The organism is Shewanella zhangzhouensis (genome assembly GCF_019457615.1).
GTDB lineage: Bacteria > Pseudomonadota > Gammaproteobacteria > Enterobacterales > Shewanellaceae > Shewanella > Shewanella zhangzhouensis.
This window is the reverse complement of record NZ_CP080414.1, coordinates 1786794-1798637: the sequence shown is the minus strand read 5'-3', so window position 1 is coordinate 1798637 and position 11844 is coordinate 1786794. Positions and strand designations below refer to the sequence as shown.

Annotated in this window: 15 protein-coding genes; 3 read left to right on the top strand and 12 right to left on the bottom strand. The window is 53.7% G+C overall.

Going from position 1 to position 11844, the window contains the following annotated elements; all coding sequences use genetic code 11:
* Window positions 1-18: 18 nt before the first annotated feature.
* The 5 genes from K0H63_RS07750 to htpX all read right to left on the bottom strand — a co-directional run bounded on the left by K0H63_RS07750 (window position 19) and on the right by htpX (window position 3235).
* Window positions 19-651 carry a LuxR C-terminal-related transcriptional regulator gene (locus tag K0H63_RS07750; protein WP_220067439.1) on the bottom strand — a complete coding sequence of 211 codons (633 nt, stop codon included), beginning with the start codon at window positions 649-651 and terminating at the stop codon, window positions 19-21.
* Between the two features lie 361 nt (window positions 652-1012).
* Complete coding sequence (locus K0H63_RS07745; protein ID WP_220067438.1) at window positions 1013-1198, bottom strand: tetratricopeptide repeat protein; 186 nt, start codon at window positions 1196-1198, stop codon at window positions 1013-1015.
* Between the two features lie 73 nt (window positions 1199-1271).
* Window positions 1272-1607: a hypothetical protein gene (locus K0H63_RS07740; RefSeq protein WP_220067437.1), complete on the bottom strand. Its 336-nt coding sequence runs from the start codon at window positions 1605-1607 to the stop codon at window positions 1272-1274.
* 103 nt (window positions 1608-1710) lie between these two features.
* Window positions 1711-2061, bottom strand: a complete 351-nt coding sequence (cctA, locus tag K0H63_RS07735) for a tetraheme c-type cytochrome CctA (protein ID WP_220067436.1) — start codon at window positions 2059-2061, stop codon at window positions 1711-1713.
* A 313-nt stretch (window positions 2062-2374) separates the two neighbouring features.
* A complete protein-coding gene (gene htpX, locus K0H63_RS07730; protein WP_220067435.1) occupies window positions 2375-3235 on the bottom strand; it encodes a protease HtpX in 861 nt (286 codons plus the stop codon).
* Between the two features lie 312 nt (window positions 3236-3547).
* On the opposite strand from htpX, the gene pepE reads away from it, so the two are divergent.
* On the top strand, window positions 3548-4255 hold the full coding sequence (gene pepE / locus K0H63_RS07725; protein ID WP_220067434.1) for a dipeptidase PepE: 708 nt from the start codon (window positions 3548-3550) through the stop codon (window positions 4253-4255).
* A 97-nt stretch (window positions 4256-4352) separates the two neighbouring features.
* Here the strand turns inward: pepE and bioD are convergent, their stop codons facing one another.
* The 4 genes from bioD to bioB are packed head-to-tail and all read right to left on the bottom strand — an operon-like array spanning window position 4353 to window position 8026.
* Window positions 4353-5042, bottom strand: coding sequence for a dethiobiotin synthase (gene bioD / locus K0H63_RS07720; RefSeq protein WP_258405708.1), 690 nt, complete (start codon window positions 5040-5042; stop codon window positions 4353-4355).
* Window positions 5042-5791 carry a methyltransferase domain-containing protein gene (locus tag K0H63_RS07715; RefSeq protein ID WP_220067432.1) on the bottom strand — a complete coding sequence of 250 codons (750 nt, stop codon included), beginning with the start codon at window positions 5789-5791 and terminating at the stop codon, window positions 5042-5044. The genes bioD and K0H63_RS07715 overlap by 1 nt, the downstream gene beginning before the upstream one ends.
* Window positions 5788-6948, bottom strand: coding sequence for an 8-amino-7-oxononanoate synthase (locus K0H63_RS07710; protein WP_220067431.1), 1161 nt, complete (start codon window positions 6946-6948; stop codon window positions 5788-5790). Before K0H63_RS07710 ends, K0H63_RS07715 begins: the two co-directional genes overlap by 4 nt.
* 13 nt (window positions 6949-6961) lie before the next feature.
* On the bottom strand, window positions 6962-8026 hold the full coding sequence (gene bioB / locus K0H63_RS07705) for a biotin synthase BioB (protein ID WP_220067430.1): 1065 nt from the start codon (window positions 8024-8026) through the stop codon (window positions 6962-6964).
* 110 nt (window positions 8027-8136) lie between these two features.
* Here bioB and bioA point away from each other — a divergent pair, with 110 nt between their 5' ends.
* A complete protein-coding gene (gene bioA, locus K0H63_RS07700; protein WP_220067429.1) occupies window positions 8137-9447 on the top strand; it encodes an adenosylmethionine--8-amino-7-oxononanoate transaminase in 1311 nt (436 codons plus the stop codon).
* Between the two features lie 7 nt (window positions 9448-9454).
* Here bioA and K0H63_RS07695 read toward each other — a convergent pair whose 3' ends face one another.
* Complete coding sequence (locus tag K0H63_RS07695) at window positions 9455-9895, bottom strand: ATP-binding protein (protein WP_220067428.1); 441 nt, start codon at window positions 9893-9895, stop codon at window positions 9455-9457.
* 3 nt (window positions 9896-9898) lie between these two features.
* On the bottom strand, window positions 9899-10645 hold the full coding sequence (gene cobB, locus K0H63_RS07690; RefSeq protein ID WP_220067427.1) for a Sir2 family NAD+-dependent deacetylase: 747 nt from the start codon (window positions 10643-10645) through the stop codon (window positions 9899-9901).
* Between the two features lie 252 nt (window positions 10646-10897).
* Here cobB and fur point away from each other — a divergent pair, with 252 nt between their 5' ends.
* A complete protein-coding gene (gene fur / locus K0H63_RS07685) occupies window positions 10898-11329 on the top strand; it encodes a ferric iron uptake transcriptional regulator (RefSeq protein ID WP_203326716.1) in 432 nt (143 codons plus the stop codon).
* 84 nt (window positions 11330-11413) lie between these two features.
* Here the strand turns inward: fur and rnk are convergent, their stop codons facing one another.
* Window positions 11414-11785 (bottom strand): nucleoside diphosphate kinase regulator, encoded by a 372-nt coding sequence (gene rnk, locus K0H63_RS07680; RefSeq protein WP_258405528.1) that lies wholly within the window; start codon window positions 11783-11785, stop codon window positions 11414-11416.
* Window positions 11786-11844 lie beyond the last annotated feature (59 nt).

Here is an 11844-nt window from a genome sequence, read left to right as displayed (position 1 = left end):
CGCAGAATAACGTTACCGTCATACGTGGACTTCGTGCAAATGGGTTTGGGCCCAGGCGATGGCCTGACCACGGCTGGATACGCCAATCTTGCGAAATGCACGGTAAAGATGGGTTTTGATGGTACTTTCGCTGACGAAAAGTCGGTTGGCAATGTCGAGATTTGTGCTACCCGACAAGAGTGCCTGCAGCACTTCACGCTCACGAATGGTCAGTTTCTCACTGTCTTCTTCGTACTCTTCACCATTGCTGCTGCGCAGTAACTGTGCCGGAATTTGGCTGCGACCTTTCAGGATTTCACCAAGACCTTCACCAATATCTGCCAGACTGGCGTCAAAGAAAAATACGCCTGCAGTAACGGATTGATTAACGAGGAAACGCGCATCGGTTTGACGGGGAAAGTGGATAAACACCACCTTGATGGACGAATATTCCCTTTCGATATGCTTCTGCAGCTGATAGGCCTTTTGCAAGTCTACCGACGCCAGGTCAATCACCACCAGAGAAACCTGACTGAGGTGCAACTTGTTACACATCTCTTCTGGCGCCGCTTTGGTCAGCTTGACCAAAAACTCCTGTGGCCAACGGCAGTCCAGTAAATCACCCAACAAGTGTGAACGAGATACCACCATCCAATGTATTATCTTGAACATAACGCTCAACCTCCGTGTTAATTCTGGGTAAACCTGCTCTGCGCTAATCTCCAAGCAGAACACGCACAAGTTACACCAATTAAAAGGCAGTATCTACCCCTTACTTAGTAACATACCGTCAATTATTCTGCTGTCGTCCCCATGCTGCTGCCAAAGCTCTGCCCGAAGCAATCGTCTTATCGCTAAATAATATTAGTGTTAGCTGAAGTTGTTTTCCATAACGCTTGAGCCCATTAATGAAAGCAATCAACCGCCCAAAGGACAAGCCACGCCACTGACAGGAGCCACATCGCAATATTCTATGATCCTGAATTTTTTGCCGATTTTACTGATGTCGACTTGGCGTGATTGCCGCCATGGGCTATTCGAATAACGAGAGTTTAGCCTGATACCGACGCACGTCTTCGCTGCGTGACGAAAGTGCCAGCGCCTTTTCTAGTGCTTGTTTTGCTATATCAAACTTGCCCTGAACCGCCTGTGCTTTAGCAAGCTCAAACCATCCCGGATGAAAATAAGGCGCGTTTTTCAAAAGTTTGGAAAAGTACATTTCCGCTTCGTTGTAGTTACCCTGGCGAAGGGCTTCATGACCCAGTACATAAAAATCAAAGCCACGATAATCTTCAATTGAGCATCAAGGCGTCTGAGGCACTCAGGCTTTGGCCTTCATAGTGAAACTCCGTCAGGGTATCAAGTAAATAATGCCTCGCCTGAATAAAAGGCGCTAATGGGGCAATATGAGGCCGATGGATAAAGCGTTCGATGTCATCGTATTGGGATGGTGTTAGCGTAAACAGACTCGAGTAACTGATGACGTTTGCAGCCAATGAATCGGAGTAAAGTGACTTATTTATTGGGATTGGGATAGCGTCGGCACTGTGCAAATCCCTTGTTTGACTGCAACCGCTTAGCATGACAATCAGTGTCAGTACGACTGCACCTAATCCATTCTGTACCATGGCTACATCCCTGAAATATCCCGTCAGGTAAAACTACCCTATCCTGCAGCAGTCGCCAAGCACAAAAAAGCCGGCGATTGCCGGCTCCTTAAGGTCAAAAAGCTTACTTTTTCAGTACGCTGTCCGCGGTGCGGCCATCGTCATGGCAGGACTCACAGGTAGGCTTCTGGCCCACGTTATTGTCGTGTGGGGCGTGGCAGTCAGCACACACCAGATTGCCATCGTGTGGCTTGTGCACGTCGTCCATTTCAGCCAGAGTGCCGTGGCAGCTTTGGCATTGTTCGAACTCATAAGCACCGTCAGCCGAAGGAGACTCATCCTTGTGGCAAGAATCACAACCACCGTTTTCAACGTGGAACTCAGCCAGGGTCTGATCACCGGCAAAGGCCGCAGGAGACAGAGCCAGGGCTGCAAAGGCTGCGCCGAAAAGGGCGCTCAAGAGTGTTTTACTCACAATGGTATCCTCCATTAGGGACAGCGTTGTGGAAGTTCTTGTTTAAATCGACTTCCATCGTTCCGTCCAGGTCTTAGCACGACGTTCTCAATTTTGATGCCAAGGCCTGCACGGCCCAGCATCCACGTTGGCTCAGTGTAACAACTCAGGGGGCGACAAAATGTGCGCTGAATCATGTAACTGACTGCGAGAAATGGATTTTTACACGATAACAACATGCCATCCCGCTTTACTAACATAACGTAAAAAGCGTTTTCGTCAAATGCGACCTACCACTGATAATAAAAAAGAGGTCCGAAGACCTCTTTTTTATTTACTGCGCTTTGAGCGCCTGAATGCGTTTTTCCAGTGGCGGGTGGCTCATCAGCAACTCGCCGATTGAGCGTTTGCCATTGATACCGAATGCTGCCATTTGAGCTGGCATGGCGCCGGTTTCCGGACCGGTACGCAACCGCTCGAGTGCGGCAACCATCTTGTGACGACCCGCCAGCTTGGCACCGCCTTCATCGGCACGATACTCACGGATACGTGAGAAGTAAGCAACCACGATAGACGCCAGGATACCAAACAGCATTTCCAGTACAAACACCACCGCGATATAGGCAAAAGTACCCAGACCTTCACCCTCTTCATCGCTGGAGAGGAAGTTATTGATAAATCCAGCTACCACACGGGCGGCAAAGATAACAAAGGTGTTCACCACGCCCTGAATAAGGGTCAGGGTCACCATGTCGCCATTGGCCACGTGGCTGACTTCGTGTGCCAGTACGCCTTCTACTTCATCCTGAGTCATGCCGTAGAGCAGACCGGTACTCACGGCCACCAGCGAGTTGTTTTTGCTGGGGCCTGTGGCAAAGGCGTTCATTTCAGGTGAATTATAGATAGCCACTTCAGGCATCTTGATACCGGCTTGCTGCGCCTGGCGGGCAACCGTATCAATCAGCCATTTTTCGGTGGCATCCCGTGGGGTGGTGATAACTTCACAACCCATGGATTTTTTCGCCATCCACTTGGAAATGGCCAGCGAGAAAAAGGCGCCACCGAAACCAAAGATGGCCGCAAACACCAACAGACCACTCATAGAGCGGGTATCAACGCCCAGAATAGACATCACTATCGACGCAACCAGCAGCACTGCCAGGTTGGTCAACAGGAAAAGAAATACACGTTTCATTTCAGCTCCTTTATCGGGCAAATCGCCCATTCACACTCACAAGGGACATAATATGTCTTAAAATTCGATTTTCAAGGGTACACTGGTGAAAAAGCCCAAATCCCCTGTCGGAACATATGGCGGCAGTCTATGCGGGATTTCTTAAGCAAATCTTAAGATTAACAGTGTGCGCAAGCCCCCCTGACAATGGCTTGCCTTTTAGATGTTTATCACGATGAATCTTTGTTAACATTGGTCCACCCAAGCCCATTACGTCTTATTTTTACACGGGCATACAGATCTAATAACGACCTCTGAAAATCAGGAATTCCCATGACCATCCGCGCCCTGCTGCTCAGCGCTTCCCGCGTTGGCGATACCCCATATCTTGAACACACTCTGCCCTTTATCGCCCCTTTGACGGAGAATGCCCGCAATTGGGTGTTTATTCCCTATGCCGGGATCAGCCTGGGTTATGATGTGTACCTCGAGAAGGTTCGCCAGGGCCTGCGCAACCTGAATATCAACATCAGTGGCATCCACGAGCATGCCGATCCCCGTCAGGCGATTCGCGATGCCGACGGCATTTTTGTTGGCGGCGGCAACACCTTCCATCTACTGCACGAGCTGTACCGCTACGACTTGCTGTTTGTCATTCGCGAGCAGGTTGAAGCCGGTAAGCCCTATGTTGGCTGGTCCGCAGGTTCCAACATCGCTGGCTTGTCAATCCGTACCACCAACGACATGCCAATCATAGAGCCGCCGTCCTTCACCGCCCTGGGTTTGCTGCCGTTTCAGCTTAACCCCCATTACACCGATTATCAGGCCCCCGGCCATAACGGTGAGACCCGTGCCCAGCGCCTGCTGGAGTTCACCATGGTTGACCCTCTAACCCCGGTCGTGGGTATTCAGGAAGGCAGTGCCCTCTATCGCCAGGGCGACAAGCTAACCTTATTGGGCGATAAAGAAGCTTACTTCTTTAAGGGCAGCGTTCAAAAGTCCCCTATCGCAGCAGGCGCCGATCTCAGTGAGCTGCTGTAATCGACCGTAAATAATAAAGGTCGCCAATCGGCGACCTTTTTATTTCTGGCATACCTGTGTGATAAGGCTTGGCTTATCAAACACACCTTGGCGTCTGTCAGCGCTGTTCTGACAACAAGGGGCCTGGCTTAATAAAGGCAGCCGCATCGACCGGCCTCGCCGAAGGAATATAAGGCACAGCCCCCAAAAAGGGAGCGTCCATTACAGACATCAGCGTCGCCAGATTCTCTTCATAGCAGGCCATTTCGGGGTCAATCCGATTGGCGACCCAGCCGGCAATACGCAGGCCATCGGCCTTGATGGCCTCCTGGGTCAGCATGGCGTGGTTCAGACAGCCAAGCTTCATCCCCACCACCAGGACAACAGGTAACTGGAGTGCCTGCACCATTTCCGGCATAAACCGCCCATTGCCAAGCGGCAATCGCCAGCCACCGGCACCTTCGACCAAACAGAAATCGGCGGCTTTCATCCGGGCCAGGTCGAGTTTGGCCATAATGGCCTCAGGGCATATATCCACCCCCACATTCGCGGCAGCAATATGTGGAGCGATGGCGGGCTCAAAGGCGATGGGGTTAACGCTGTGATAATCCAGCTTGTGACTACTGTGGGCCATGAGCAGTTCAGCATCCGGGTTTCTAAGACCAGACTCGGTAACCCGGCAGCCCGACGCCACAGGTTTAATGCCCAGCGTGCCTGCATGGGGATTGTGTTTGGTCACCGCAGACAGCAAGGCAGCGGAGATAAAGGACTTTCCGCAGTCCGTATCGGTACCTGTCACAAAATACATCATGTGTTTGCTCCTCGCTTCTGCGCACTGACGTACAAAATCTGATAGCTCAGCGGCAAGCCCTTAGGCGTTCTCGTGCGTTCGGCGTTATCCACCCGCGCCAGCCAGTCCGCGCGACCACGAAGGGCCTTTGCCTGCCCCGCGCCATGTCGGGCACTGGCACCCACCCCTTTAATGGAATAAAGCAGTGTCCGCAAATCGTCGAAATGGAGGGTCTCTGTCGCCACCTCGGTGGATAACTCGCACCAGTCATGGTCGCTGAAGGCCGATGCCATTTGAGGGGCCGGGGCAAAATGATTCACACAAAACCCCAATATCTCAAGCTCAGGTAACGCGCCGTCACACACCATGGCAAAGTAACCACGGCCCCCGGGTTTAAGCACCCGATACGCCTCAGCAACTGCCACGGTAAAGTCGGAGCACCACTGCAGCGCGAGATTGGAATAGAGGCAGTCGAAGCGCCCGTCTGCAAACGGCAAGGCGGAAGCATCCGCGCAGACAGCCTCGTAGGATGGATGAAGACAGCGAAGCCGCTGGCACATGGCAAACGCAATATCCACCGTGGTCACCCGATTGACAGGGAACAGCGAAAAATCGGTGCCCGGACCTGCGCCAATATCCAGTAAATGCCCCCGAAGTCCTGCTTTGGTTTGCAGCTTATTTGCGGTCAGTCGTTGCAGCAGATTGTGGCAGTCGTACTGATGGGCACGGGAGAAGTGCCCAGCCACGTCGGATTGGCTTGTCATCATGGCGCGTCACAGCCTTTAACTGTGCCTTCGTTAACACCCTCGCCAAAGCCATTTTCGATGTCCGCCAGGGCGTGTACCAACGCCTCTATGCTTTGCATGCTTTGGGCAGCACTCAGGGTTATTCTGAGCCTTGGGACAGGTACCGTGGGAGGGCGAATTGCCCCAACCAAAAAGCCTCTGGCCTTGAGGGCATTCGCAGCCATCAGACAAACCTCTACATCAGGGACGGGTAGCAGTTGAATTGGGCTTTGAGAAGGCAGCAACTTAAGACCAGCTTCCTTGGCGCTGTTCAGGAAATGGCAGATATTCGCGGCCAGTGTTGCGTTTTGTTCGCCCTGCTGCACCAGTGAGAGCGAGAAGCGCGCCGCATAAGCCTGCGCCGGAGATAAGGCCGTAGAATAAATATAGTGCCTGGCACTCGCCACCAGACTCTCAATAAGCGCCTGGCTGCCGAGCAGTGCCGCGCCCTGACACCCCAGCGCCTTACCAAAGGTCACCAGCTGCAGCGAGATATTAACCCCTTCCAGGCGGCTGGCCCCCATCGCTTGTTCGCCGATCACACCAAAACCATGGGCGTCATCGACAATAAACAAACTGTTATGGGATTCACACAGATTTGAGAGCGCAGACAGGGGCGCCAAGTCCCCATCCATACTGAAAATACTCTCGGTGAGGAGCGCTGTGCCCGGGAACTTCGCTATCAGGCGCGCCGCGCCACTGAGATCGCAATGGGGGTAACGCTTGAGGCTGGCGCCACTGCCAAGAATACCGTCAATCATGGAGGCATGGATGAGCTTATCGGCCACCAGGGTATCAGTGCTGTCAAACAGGGCATGGCACAACGCCAGGTTGGCGGCAAAACCCGAGCAAAAAAGCAGCGCAGCTTCATGGCCGGTTGCGGCGCAGAGTGCCGCTTCCAGTTCGGCGTGGGCCTCGGAATAACCACTCACCAGTGGCGAAGCACCGCTGCCGACGCCATAGCGGCGTGCGCCTTCCGCCAGCGCCTCAACCAAACGCCTATCCCGGGCGAGCCCCAGATAATCGTTGGCAGAAAAGTCCATCAGGGCCGGGCTGTGGCGCTGACGTCGACGCCAAAGCCCCGCTGATTCGGCTTTCACTCTGGCGTCAGCCAGGCGATGCAGCAACCGATTCGTCACTGTTAAATCCGGCTCACTTGGCCGCGTCGTAGAAAAGCGGTTTGGTCTTGGCGACGCCGTCAGCCTTTTGCTCCCTGGCAGCGCGCGCCACCACGGCAGCGTCTTCTTCGACGATGGCTGCCTTGCCTTGTTCTGGCTTCAGGCCCAAACGGCGGAACAGGCTCATATCATCGTTTTCTTCGGGATTTGGTGTGGTCAGCAACTTGCAGCCGTAAAAAATCGAGTTGGCACCGGCAAAGAAACACATGGCCTGCAGCTCATCGCTCATGTTCTCGCGACCGGCCGACAGACGCACCCTTGAGAGCGGCATCAAAATTCGGGCCACGGCAATGGTGCGCACAAATTCCAGCGGATCCAAGTCATCCACGCTGTCCAGCGGCGTGCCCGTCACCTTCACCAACATATTGATTGGCACAGAGTCGGGATGCTGCTCAAGGTTTGCCAGTTGCTGCAGCAAACCGGCACGGTCGGTGGCCTGCTCACCCATGCCGACGATACCACCAGAGCACACCTTCATGCCGGCAGCACGCACGTTGGAGAGGGTATCAAGCCTGTCCTGATAGGTGCGGGTGGTGATGATATCGCCGTAAAACTCAGGAGAAGTATCCAGGTTGTGGTTGTAATAATCCAGTCCGGCTTCGGCAAGCTGATTGGCCTGATGGGCGGAGAGCATGCCCAGGGTCATGCAGGTTTCCAGCCCCATGGATTTTACTTCTTTCACCATATCAGTCAGATACGGCATATCGCGCTCATGGGGATTACGCCAGGCGGCGCCCATGCAAAATCGGGTGGCACCGGCATCTTTGGCGGCGCGGGCTTCGGTCAGCACCTTTTCAATTTCAAGCAGGCGCTCTTTTTCCAGACCGGTATCGTAACGGGCGCTCTGAGGGCAGTATTTGCAGTCCTCTGGGCAGGCGCCGGTTTTAATCGACAACAAGCGGCTTATCTGTACCTCATTGGGATCGAACACTTCGCGGTGTATGCTGTGGGCACGAAACAGCAGATCGTTCATTGGCAGTGCAAACAGCGCCTCGACTTCCTGACGGCTCCAGTCGTGGCGAACGGCAAAGGATGACATGGTAATACCCCAATTAATGTTTTCTGTTGGCTAGGATAACCTTGGCCCTTACACTGTCAACGCCAACCAGTTGGCAGGGTTTACTGATGATTAAATTTTGAGCGCACCAAATGAGCATAGATTTTGAGTTTGACCGTAACCACCTTTGGCACCCTTATACCTCAATGGCAGCACCTTTACCGGTACTGGGTGTGCAAAGTGCCGAAGGCTGCTGCCTGACGCTGGAGGACGGTCGCGAGCTGGTTGACGGCACCTCTTCCTGGTGGTCGGCGATTCATGGCTATGGCCACCCTGCACTGGTTGGCGCGGTGCAAGCTCAGGCCGCCAGACTCAGCCACGTGATGTTTGGCGGCCTCACCCATGAGCCTGCCACTGACCTCGGCAAGGCACTGCTTAAGCTGGTGCACCCAAAGCTGACCAAGGTGTTTTATGCCGACTCCGGTTCAGTGGCGGTGGAAGTGGCCCTTAAGATGGCCATGCAGTACTGGCAAGGCAGAAGTGAGCCGCAAAAGCACAAACTACTGACAGTACTTGGCGGCTATCATGGTGATACCTTTGCGGCCATGAGCGTCTGCGATCCCAACTCAGGCATGCACGGCATGTTCGGCCATCTGGTACCCAAACAGATTTTCGCCAAGGCACCGCCCGCAGGTTTTGGCCACTCGGTTGAAGAGTCAGACCTGGCCGAACTGCGCACTTTACTGCAAACCCATCACCATGAAATCGCCGCCCTGATTATTGAGCCCATCATGCAGGGCGCAGGTGGCCTCAGGTTTCACAGCCCGGATTATCTGAAGTCCATTCGCACCCTGTGCGATGAGTATAAGGTGCTGCTGATTTTGGATGAGATTGCCACCGGCTTTGGCCGCACCGGCAAGGCGTTTGCCTACGAGCATGCGGGTATAGCCCCGGATTTACTTTGCCTTGGCAAGGCGCTCACCGGCGGCATGCTGAGTCTTGCGGCAACCCTGTGCACTGATGAAGTCGCCGCAGGCATATCGAACTCACCCGCCGGCGTGTTTATGCACGGCCCCACCTTTATGGCTAATCCACTCGCCTGCGCCGCCGCGCTGGCAAGCCTTGCGCTTTTTGCTGAAAACCGCTGGCCATCGCAAGTCGCCAATATTGAAGCCAAGCTGAGTCAATCACTGGAAACCGCCAGAATGCTGCCGCAGGTAGCCGACGTACGAGTGCTTGGCGCGGTGGGTGTGATTGAAATGGTCCAAACCGTGGATACCGCCTTTGCACTTAAGGCCTTTGCCGAGCGCGGTGTGTGGGTTCGCCCCTTTGGCAGACTGATTTACGTGATGCCGCCCTACTGCATCAGTGATGACGAGCTTGGTATGCTGACCCATGCCATGGTGGAGGTCGCCGCTCTGGTCGGCATTTGCAAAACGGCCCACAATCCGGCCCACGGATAACGCGATATCAGGGCTGAAAAGTCCTGGCCATACGCCTGATGGCTGCAAGTGGCACGCCGTGGCTATTTCGCTCGGCGCAAAGCGCCTGATGGCGCCTGTCGCCCGGGGTGCCTATGAGCACCTTTTCCACCTCATATCCCAGGGCTTTGGCTGCAGTCTCGTAAGCCAAATATTCCCAGTGTGCCAGATTGGTGTTGTCGCAAATCACCACAGGAGTACCCTCTGCCAGCGCCTCGATAAATTCACAGAGGTTTCGCTGATGGTATTCGGGCAACTTTTTGGCATCGAAGCAATACACCCCCTCTTTGGTAAAAAACGCATCGGTGGAAAACACCCGGGCATTGGGTTTGCCCAAGTGAGCCCCTTCGGGCAACGAAGCCAGAAATGCTTTCACCCAATACGACTTTCCACTGCCGGGCAGCCCTCTGAGGATAATGGCTTTTTTCATTATTCAGTCGGTCTCTTGCAACACATCGGCCAGGCTACACAAGCTTTTCCCTTGAAGCACAGCGCGCACCAGTCGCGGCACAATGTCACCGGCTTTGCCGGTGAGGTGCCACTGGAACTGGCTATGCCTGTCGGGAGCAGCCAGATTCACTTCCACAGTCTGGGCACCATGATGATTGGCAATATCCACAAACCCGGCAGCCGGATAGACAGTGCCCGAGGTGCCTATGGCAATAAAGAGGTCGCAACGTTCCAATGCATCGTGGATACGGTCCATGCCAAAGGGCATTTCACCAAACCAGACGATATGGGGCCGCAGGCGCTGAGCAGGGATACAGCAGGTACAAACATTGTCCGGACCAAAGGGTTCGCGCAGTAAAAAGGTTTGACGTGAGCGGGGGCAACGGCCTTTATTAAGCTCGCCATGCATATGAATAAGCCGCTGGCTACCACCGCGCTCGTGCAAGTCGTCCACGTTCTGGGTTACCAGCAAAAACTCACCGTCAAATTCGGTTTCGAGCTGGGCAAGGGCCTCATGGGCCGGGTTAGCGCTAACCTCGGTCGACTTTAACTGCTCCCAGCGCAGATTGTAAAAACGCTCCACCAGCTGCGGATCACGCTCATAACCTTCTGGGGTCGCCACATCTTCTATATGGTGCTCTTCCCACAGGCCGTCCTGATCGCGAAAGGTACGGATCCCCGACTCTGCAGAAATGCCCGCGCCTGTGAGTACTACTATATGCCGGTACATGCTGATGCCTTCCTTATTATTTTGTTTCCAGCCTGCCATTTCCCGCAGGTCGCTGACAATTGTGCCTTGGTATAACCCTTGTCTGAATGTGCCTTTTTGACCCAATCATGGACGATTGTCTGATACACCAGCAAATATTGCCATATGAGTTCATTTAAGGGCTATCAAAGGTTTAAGTTTTGAATCCAGACACATATAATGAATTCCATTGTCCACAAAGAGCCCAATGGTTCTGCAATCAAGAGATTAACCATGACAGATGGAAATCAGGCGCTGAAAAAAGCGGGATTGAAAGTTACCCTGCCACGAGTAAAAATCCTGGAGCTGATGCAAGAACCAGACAATCAACACATCAGTGCCGAAGACCTGTATAAGAAGTTGCTTGAGATTGGTGAAGAGATTGGCCTGGCCACCGTGTACCGGGTACTGAACCAGTTTGACGATGCGGGCATTGTCTCCCGTCACCACTTCGAAAGCGGCAAGGCCGTGTTCGAGCTGTCCACTCAACATCACCACGATCACCTGGTCTGTTTGAGCTGTGGCAAAGTGATTGAGTTTTCTGATGACCTGATTGAACGTCGTCAGAATGAAATCGCCATGCGCCACAATATCAAGCTCACCAACCACAGCCTGTATCTGTACGGCGTGTGCACCAACGATACCTGTGATCACGGCGACGAGTAATCGCAATTTTCCTTAAAAAAACCAGCGCATTAGCGCTGGTTTTTTATTGTATTATCCTGAAACGCTGCTCAACAAGCGACCCGTTCAGCGGTGAAAGTCACCACTGCGTTCGGGCTGATAGGTCACTTCTTCGATTCTGACCCGGGTGGTACCGCCACCGGGACGGGGCCAGTCCATCTCATCCCCCTGGGCCAGTCCCAGCAAAGCACTGCCGACCGGCGCGAGAATGGAGACTGTGTCCCCCTTGGCCGACACATCTTTTGGGTATACCAGCCTGAGGCAAAACTCTTCCGATGACGATGACACTGTAAAGCGCACCTCGGAATTCATGGTTACCACATTGGCTGGCATTTCCTTCGACGGTCTGACCTCAGCGCGGCTGAGCTCAGCTTCCAGTGCCGCCTTGCCGACATCATTCCCCGGCAGGCTTTCCAATAATCGTTCAAGACGCTCCATATCAATTTCGGAGATCACAATCTTGGGTTGTTCAGTCACAGCAGTCCTCTACTTTCTTA

Bases quoted from the DNA above. Each gene is read 5' to 3' on its own strand.
- K0H63_RS07750 (WP_220067439.1), bottom strand. From the start codon at position 651: ATGTTCAAGATAATACATTGGATGGTGGTATCTCGTTCACACTTGTTG.
- bioD (WP_258405708.1), bottom strand. From the start codon at position 5,042: ATGTATTTTGTGACAGGTACCGATACGGACTGCGGAAAGTCCTTTATC.
- htpX (WP_220067435.1), bottom strand. From the start codon at position 3,235: ATGAAACGTGTATTTCTTTTCCTGTTGACCAACCTGGCAGTGCTGCTG.
- rnk (WP_258405528.1), bottom strand. From the start codon at position 11,785: ATGGAGCGTCTTGAACGATTATTGGAAAGCCTGCCGGGGAATGATGTC.
- bioB (WP_220067430.1), bottom strand. From the start codon at position 8,026: ATGTCATCCTTTGCCGTTCGCCACGACTGGAGCCGTCAGGAAGTCGAG.
- fur (WP_203326716.1), top strand. From the start codon at position 10,898: ATGACAGATGGAAATCAGGCGCTGAAAAAAGCGGGATTGAAAGTTACC.
- K0H63_RS07745 (WP_220067438.1), bottom strand. From the start codon at position 1,198: ATGTACTTTTCCAAACTTTTGAAAAACGCGCCTTATTTTCATCCGGGA.
- pepE (WP_220067434.1), top strand. From the start codon at position 3,548: ATGACCATCCGCGCCCTGCTGCTCAGCGCTTCCCGCGTTGGCGATACC.
- bioA (WP_220067429.1), top strand. From the start codon at position 8,137: ATGAGCATAGATTTTGAGTTTGACCGTAACCACCTTTGGCACCCTTAT.
- K0H63_RS07695 (WP_220067428.1), bottom strand. From the start codon at position 9,895: ATGAAAAAAGCCATTATCCTCAGAGGGCTGCCCGGCAGTGGAAAGTCG.
- K0H63_RS07715 (WP_220067432.1), bottom strand. From the start codon at position 5,791: ATGATGACAAGCCAATCCGACGTGGCTGGGCACTTCTCCCGTGCCCAT.
- K0H63_RS07740 (WP_220067437.1), bottom strand. From the start codon at position 1,607: ATGGTACAGAATGGATTAGGTGCAGTCGTACTGACACTGATTGTCATG.
- cobB (WP_220067427.1), bottom strand. From the start codon at position 10,645: ATGTACCGGCATATAGTAGTACTCACAGGCGCGGGCATTTCTGCAGAG.